At 57.7% G+C, this 7,149-nt stretch carries 5 protein-coding genes and 1 pseudogene; 3 read left to right on the top strand and 3 right to left on the bottom strand.

The annotated features are described in order from the left end of the window. Positions 1-338 precede the first annotated feature (338 nt). Together UB23_RS19880 and UB23_RS19875 are read left to right on the top strand one after the other, a co-directional pair. Complete coding sequence (locus UB23_RS19880) at positions 339-1,820, top strand: APC family permease (RefSeq protein WP_045061015.1); 1,482 nt, start codon at positions 339-341, stop codon at positions 1,818-1,820. Positions 1,821-1,883: 63 nt separating this feature from the next. Next, positions 1,884-3,742 (top strand): annotated as a pseudogene (locus UB23_RS19875) (NAD(P)-binding protein). A 227-nt stretch (positions 3,743-3,969) separates the two neighbouring features. Here the strand turns inward: UB23_RS19875 and UB23_RS19870 are convergent. The 3 genes from UB23_RS19870 to UB23_RS19860 form a co-directional block, all read right to left on the bottom strand. Continuing rightward, complete coding sequence (locus tag UB23_RS19870; RefSeq protein WP_045061014.1) at positions 3,970-4,371, bottom strand: type II toxin-antitoxin system VapC family toxin; 402 nt, start codon at positions 4,369-4,371, stop codon at positions 3,970-3,972. Next, positions 4,371-4,622, bottom strand: coding sequence for an AbrB/MazE/SpoVT family DNA-binding domain-containing protein (locus UB23_RS19865; RefSeq protein ID WP_045061013.1), 252 nt, complete (start codon positions 4,620-4,622; stop codon positions 4,371-4,373). The genes UB23_RS19870 and UB23_RS19865 overlap by 1 nt, the downstream gene beginning before the upstream one ends. 137 nt (positions 4,623-4,759) lie before the next feature. Further along, positions 4,760-4,945, bottom strand: a complete 186-nt coding sequence (locus UB23_RS19860; RefSeq protein WP_045061012.1) for a hypothetical protein — start codon at positions 4,943-4,945, stop codon at positions 4,760-4,762. 389 nt (positions 4,946-5,334) lie between these two features. Between UB23_RS19860 and UB23_RS19855 the strand changes: the two genes are divergently transcribed. Further along, complete coding sequence (locus UB23_RS19855; RefSeq protein WP_045061011.1) at positions 5,335-6,960, top strand: glucan biosynthesis protein D; 1,626 nt, start codon at positions 5,335-5,337, stop codon at positions 6,958-6,960. Positions 6,961-7,149 lie beyond the last annotated feature (189 nt).

Here is a 7,149-nt window from a genome sequence, read left to right as displayed (position 1 = left end):
AGAAATTGTCCGGCTATGGCAAGGACATGTCGATGTATGGGCTGGAGGACTACACCGTGGTACGGCATGTGATGTTCAAGCACTAAAAAAGCATCGCTGGCAAGCCAGCTCCCACAAGGGTTGGGACGTACCCAACTCTGCGGTCAACCACAAATCCTGTGGGAGCTGGCTTGCCAGCGATGGCGTCACCTCGGTTTCAAGGCAGAAACCGGCAATACGCACCACCAGGCACCACCCCAAAGAAGTCAAAACAAAAACCACCGAACCGGGCGCGCTGTCACAGCCACGCCACGGCATCGGACATCCGAAATCTGCCGATTTTCCGGAGCTGACAGACCATGAGTGCATCAACCGATCTCCCCACAGCCGCCGACAGCGATGCCGAGCAGCTACGCAAGCTGGGTTATACCTCCAACTTCAACCGCAGCATGAGCCTGTGGGAAAACTTCGCCCTGGGCTTCACTTATCTATCCCCGGTCGTCGGGGTTTATACCCTGTTCGGCCTGTGCCTGGCCGCCGGCGGACCACCGATGTTCTGGGCCTATTTGCTGGTCGGTTGCGGCCAGTTGCTGGTGTGCCTGATCTTCGGTGAAGTGGTCTCGCAGTTCCCCATTTCCGGCGGCGTCTACCCATGGGCGCGTCGTCTGGTGGGCAAGCGCTGGGCGTGGATGGTCGGCTGGATCTACTCCATCGCGCTGTGCGTAACCATTGCGGCAGTGGCCGTCGGCGCCGGCCCGTACCTGGCGGCCATGCTCGGTTTCGAGCCCAGCAACAACACCAACATCATCATCGCGCTGGTGTTGACGCTGTTCGCCACCCTGGTCAACCTCAGCGGCACTAAAGTGCTGGCGCGCATCGCCATGTTCGGCTTCCTGTGTGAGCTGGCAGGCGCGGTGATCGTGGGTGTGTACCTGCTAGTGTTCGAGCGCCATCAACCGCTGAGCGTGCTGTTCAACACCTTCGACATCAGCATCAACGGCTCCTACCTGCCCGCCTTCCTCACCGCCTCGCTGGCGGGTATGTTCCTGTACTACGGCTTCGAGGCCTGCGGCGATGTCGCCGAAGAAACCCCAAACCCCAGCAAGCAGATCCCGGTGGCCATGCGCATGACCATCTACATCGGTGGCATCGCGGCAATGTTTGCCTGCCTGGCACTGATCCTCGCCGTGCCTGACATGCAAGCGGTCATCAATGGCACCGACAAGGACCCGGTCACCACCATCCTCAACAACGCCTTCGGCCCGGTGGGCTCTAAAGTGGTCATGGCCGTGGTGATGGTTTCCTTCATCTCCTGCGTCATCAGCCTGCAAGCGGCGGCGAGTCGCCTGCTGTACTCCTACGCGCGAGATGAAATGGTCATCGGCAGTTCGCTGCTGAAGAAGATCTCTCCTACGACCCAGGTGCCGGTTGCTGCGCTGTTCGTGTCCGGCGTTCTGCCCGCGCTTATCATAGTGCTGGGCTTCTTCCTGCAGGATGCGGTCGCAACGATCGTCAGCTTCGCGGCAATCGGTATTTACCTCGCCTTCCAGATGATCGTGCTGGCGGCGCTGTATGCACGCATGAAAGGCTGGAAGCCGAGTGGCAAATTCACCCTGGGCGCATGGGGCTGGGCGATCAATATCGGCGCGCTGGTCTATGGTGTCGCCGCTATCATCAACATGGCCTGGCCACGCACCCCGGATGCGGCTTGGTACGTCAACTACGCCATGGTATTGAGCACCGCCATCGTCATCGGCCTGGGCCTGCTGTACATGTGGCTCGCCAAACCTTACGACCACGGCACCGCGCCTGCGGGCGATGCCTGGAAAATCAGCCGGTAACGGCTCTCGCCCCGGCACCTGAGCGGGTGCCGGGGTGATTATCAAACCCCACAAGGATTGAACATGGATATCACCCGCCGCGACTTCCTCAACGGCGTTGCAGTCACTATCGCTGCCGGCATGACGCCACTGCAGATTCTTCAGGCTGCGCCCGATGGACGCTATTACCCACCTGCCCTCACCGGCCTGCGCGGCAGCCACGTTGGCTCCTTCGAAATTGCCCACCAGATGGGCTGGGAGAAAAAGGTCTTCGACACCGACAAGCTGCCCATCACCGAGGAATATGACCTGGTGGTTGTCGGAGGAGGCCTCAGCGGTCTGTCCGCGGCCTGGTTTTACCGTGAGAAACATCCAAAAGCACGCATCCTGATTCTGGAAAACCACGATGACTTTGGCGGTCACGCCAAGCGCAACGAGTTCTCGGCCGGCGGTCGTACAATCATCGGCTACGGCGGCAGCGAAGCCTTCCAGTCGCCCAATCATTTGTACAGCAAGGAGGTGAACGGCCTGCTGAAAAAACTGGGTGTCGACATCAAGCGCTTCGAGACCGCCTTCGACCGCCAGTTCTATCCCGACCTGGGCTTGTCCCGCGCGGTGTTCTTCGACAAGGAAAACTTCGGCGAAGACAAACTGGTCAGCGGCGACCCGACACCGATGGTGGCTGACGACATTGCCCCCGATCAGCTCCACGCCCGCTCCATCACCGACTTCATCAACGACTTCCCGCTACCGCCAGCCGATCGCCAGGCGCTGATTGCGCTGCACATGACGCCCAAGGACTATCTGGCCGGCAAGACCAACGAGGAAAAAAACGCGCACCTGGAAGCCACCAGCTACCAGGATTTCCTGCTCAAGGACGTAGGACTGTCAGCCCAGGCGGTGAAGTACTTCCAGAGTCGCACCAATGATTTCATGGCGCTGAGCATCGACGCCGTCGCCGCTTCCGACGCCTACTCGGTCGGTTTCCCAGGCTTTAGCGCGATGAATCTGGAACCCATCAGCGAAGAAGCCCGGGCGGAAATGGAAGAGCCCTACATCTACCACTTCCCCGACGGCAACGCATCGCTTGCCCGCCTGCTGGTGCGCAGCCTGATCCCGTCCGTCGCACCGGGACACACCATGGACGATGTGGTCCTCGCCCCGTTCGACTACGCCAGGCTCGATCAGCCCAAGGCCGCCGTGCGCATCCGCCTCAACAGTACGGCGGTCAGCGTACGCAACGTCGGCAATGGCGTGAACGTAGGCTACAGCCGTGGCGGTCAACTCAACCAGGTGCGCGGCACTGCATCATGGCCTGCTACAACATGGTCATCCCGTACCTGTTGCGGGACCTGTCAGCCGAGCAGTCGCACGCGCTGAGCCAGAATGTGAAGTTCCCGCTGGTCTACACCAAAGTCGTGATCCGCAACTGGGAGTCGTTCCAGAAGCTGGGCGTGCACGAAATCTATGCCGCGACCCAACCCTACAGCCGCATCAAGCTCGATTACCCGGTCAGCATGGGTGGCTACGACCATCCTCGCGACCCGAAACAACCCATCGGCCTGCACATGGTCTACGTCCCCACCAGCCCCAACAGCGGCATGAACGCCCGCGACCAGGCTCGCGCCGGCCGTGGTCGGCTGTACGGCCAGTCGTTCGAACAACTCGAAGCACAACTGCGCGATCAACTGCAACGCATGCTCGGCCCTGGCGGTTTCAACCACCAGACCGACATCCTGGCGATCACGGTCAATCGCTGGTCGCACGGCTACGCCTATTTCTCCAACAGCCTGTATGACGATGCGGATGAAAGCGAAAAACTGATGAACCTGGCGCGTCAGCCAGTGGGCCGAGTCAGCATCGCCAACTCGGACGCGGCGTGGAGCGCTTATGCGCATGCGGCGATTGATGAGGCGTATCGAGCGGTGGGGGAAGTCGGTTGATTGAATGACCTGCCCGTAGAAATGCGGGCACGGTTTTGGGCAGTTCGTTGGTAAATACTGCCCCCCAGCGCCGTTACGCGCAGGAATCGAACTAGCCCTTTTTCTCACACGGCTAGGGAAGGGGGAATCAAACCAAGAGAAATCTATTCAAGCAACAGCTCTGTTTGATCGTGCTTCAGCAAGGATATGCGATAAAACAACGTGCTGTTTTCATCCCGCTTTGGGGCTCACGTCGGCACTATCAGTTCAACCGAAGGAAAATAGCTGCGGTAACGCTTGGCATCACGAGTCAGCAACGGAAGCTCTTTCACAGCGGAATGCGCACCGATGAAAAAATCCGCTAACACGTTACTTTTTCCGCCCCCTACTTTCCTATAGCGAACAAAAGCCTTTGCGGCCAAAAACAATGCGGGACGTGGGACTTCCTGCATCTCCAAACCGAGCAGAGTCACCGCATCATCCAGCGCTTCGAACGTGGTAAATGTATGGGACAGTTCGGCGTAGATTATTGGATTGATGGCCAACTCATGGATCTGGGATTGAGCGCGTAGCTGTTGTATAGACCAATCAGCCCAGACAGGGTCGTCTTCCAGGACATCAATCAACACGTTCGTGTCGACCAATATCATCAGTCCTCACCTCGCAGCAATGCCATCAACTCGTCGGTATTCCATTTGATATCGGCCTTGCCACGCGCCGCTTCAAACCGGTCCGGAATGACTGATTTGGCAGGATCAGCTTTTGGTTTGCAACTATGCAGTACCACTTCGCCTTGGGCGTTAACACTGAACTCGATGGCCGAACCAGGCAGAAGACATAGTGCGTCGCGGATGGGCTTGGGAATCGTTACCTGCCCCTTGCTCGTCATTCTCGTCGTCATATTGCGCTCCAGAAGTATTACCAGATCTCAGAAAGTAATACTTAGCTCTCGAGACTGCAACCGCCACTGATCGTAGGAAAATTCTCATCGTTCAGAGGATTCGGCCGCAACTCCCGTCGCGGCCGATCCCATTCTCATCAAAAACGCGACACGGTTCGCATCGCATCCACGAGGTAACGCATGGCGATCCTGTCGCTTTCCGACAGGTCGCGGTATTGCTCCACCAGTTTCATTTCATCCGAACTCAATCGACGCCTTCGACGACTGACATTGAAGCAAGGAAAGATTCCTAACATTTCGGTAATGCCTTGTACTTTCGCCATGGACGATGTCCTTCCATATGTAAGAGAAAACCAAAATACCCATCGCCCCTATCCAATTGTGCAGCCACCGGCCTGAAGGGCAGAAACCGGTCATGCCCATAGAATAGAAAGTTAATCAGCGCTGAAAAGCAGTTTTTAGAGTAATTAGTCGAAAACAGCAGAAATGCCCTCAAATTCAGAACGGTCTGTCAGAAAAGTTAACCGACATTTTTTGTTTCATTGCCGAACTGTCCTAATGCCATCAATCAATTTTGCTCTGCTACCGAACGGTTTAAGCTAAATGGCATCTGTTTAGAGTCCGTTGCGTTTGGCCGAAGGCATGTCCGAACCCTATTTTTGATCCAGCACGTGCCAGGAACGGCGCGGGATTGTTCACGACAGGTTTACTTATGCACCGCAGGAATTTGCTCAAAGCGTCCATGGCCATTGCGGCCTACACTGGCTTGTCCGCTACCGGACTGCTGGCATCCCGGGCTTGGGCCGCTAATGGCACAGCCGATGGCGATGCCCAGGCGTTCGACTTCGAAACACTGAAGATCCAGGCCAAGCAACTTGCCGGCAATCGCTACCAGGACACCAAGCAGGTGCTGCCGCCGACCCTGGCGACCATGACGCCGCAAAATTTCAATGCAATCCGTTACGACGCTGATCACTCGCTGTGGAATGACCTCAACGGTCAGCTCGACGTGCAGTTCTTCCACGTCGGCATGGGGTTCAAGCAGCCCGTGCGCATGTACAGCGTCGATCCCAAGACGCGTCAGGCCCGTGAAGTGCATTTCCGCCCTTCCCTGTTCAATTACGAGAAAACCACGGTCGACACCCAGCAACTCAAGGGCGACCTGGGGTTCTCTGGATTCAAGTTGTTCAAGGCACCCGAGCTGGATCGGCACGACGTGTTGTCATTCCTGGGCGCCAGTTATTTCCGTGCAGTCGACGCGACTGGCCAGTACGGCTTGTCGGCACGCGGCCTGGCGATCGACACCTACGCCAAAAAGCGTGAGGAATTCCCCGATTTCACCAAGTTCTGGTTCGAGACCCCGGACAAGAACAGCACCCGTTTTGTGGTCTACGCCCTGCTGGACTCGCCGAGCGCCACCGGTGCTTATCGGTTCGATATAGACTGCCAGGCCACTCAGGTGGTCATGGCCGTGGACGCTTACATCAACGCCCGCACCGCCATCGAACAACTGGGCATTGCGCCGATGACCAGCATGTTCAGCTGCGGCACCCATGAGCGGCGCATGTGCGACACCATTCATCCGCAGATTCACGACTCCGATCGACTGTCCATGTGGCGCGGCAATGGCGAGTGGATCTGCCGGCCACTGAACAACCCGGCGACCCTGCAATTCAACGCATTTGCCGACACCGACCCCAAGGGCTTCGGCCTGGTGCAGACCGATCACGAGTTCGCCAGTTACCAGGACACTGTCGACTGGTACAGCAAGCGTCCAAGCCTGTGGGTAGAACCTACAACCTCATGGGGCGAAGGCTCTATCGATTTGCTGGAAATTCCTACGACCGGCGAGACTCTGGATAACATTGTCGCGTTCTGGACGCCGAAGAAACCTGTGGCCGCCGGGGACTCGCTGAACTACGGCTACAAGCTCTACTGGAGCGCCTTGCCACCGGTGGGCACGCCACTGGCGCGAGTCAATGCGACCCGCTCGGGCATGGGCGGCTTCACCGAGGGCTGGGCGCCGGGCGAGCATTACCCGCAAGTCTGGGCGCGACGGTTTGCCGTGGACTTCAATGGCGGCGGTCTGGATCGCCTGCCGGAGGGCACCGGGATCGAGCCGGTGGTGACGTGTTCGAATGGCGAGGTGAAGGACTTCAGCGTGCTGGTGCTGGATGACATCAAGGGTTTTCGCATTCTCTTTGACTGGTACCCGACCAACGACAGCGTAGAGCCGGTGGAGCTGCGGTTGTTCATCCGTACCAATGACCGGACCTTGAGCGAGACCTGGCTGTATCAGTACTTCCCGCCTGCGCCGGACAAGCGCAAGTACACCTGATGTAGCAAAAATCAAACGTTAAAAAGCCCCGACCCAACCGGCCGGGGCTTTTTGTTTTTACATGTCTCGTCCTGAATAAGGTTTACACCTTCTGGCTTCTTATCAGGAAGGTGCAATGAATACGGGCGAAAAACGTAGCCAGAGAGATTACACGCTGACTTTTAAATTGTCGGTTGTCGACCAAGTCGA

Source organism: Pseudomonas sp. ES3-33 (assembly GCF_000952175.1).
Classification (GTDB): Bacteria; Pseudomonadota; Gammaproteobacteria; order Pseudomonadales; family Pseudomonadaceae; genus Aquipseudomonas; species Aquipseudomonas gregormendelii.
This window is presented reverse-complemented; position numbering and strand designations above follow the sequence as displayed.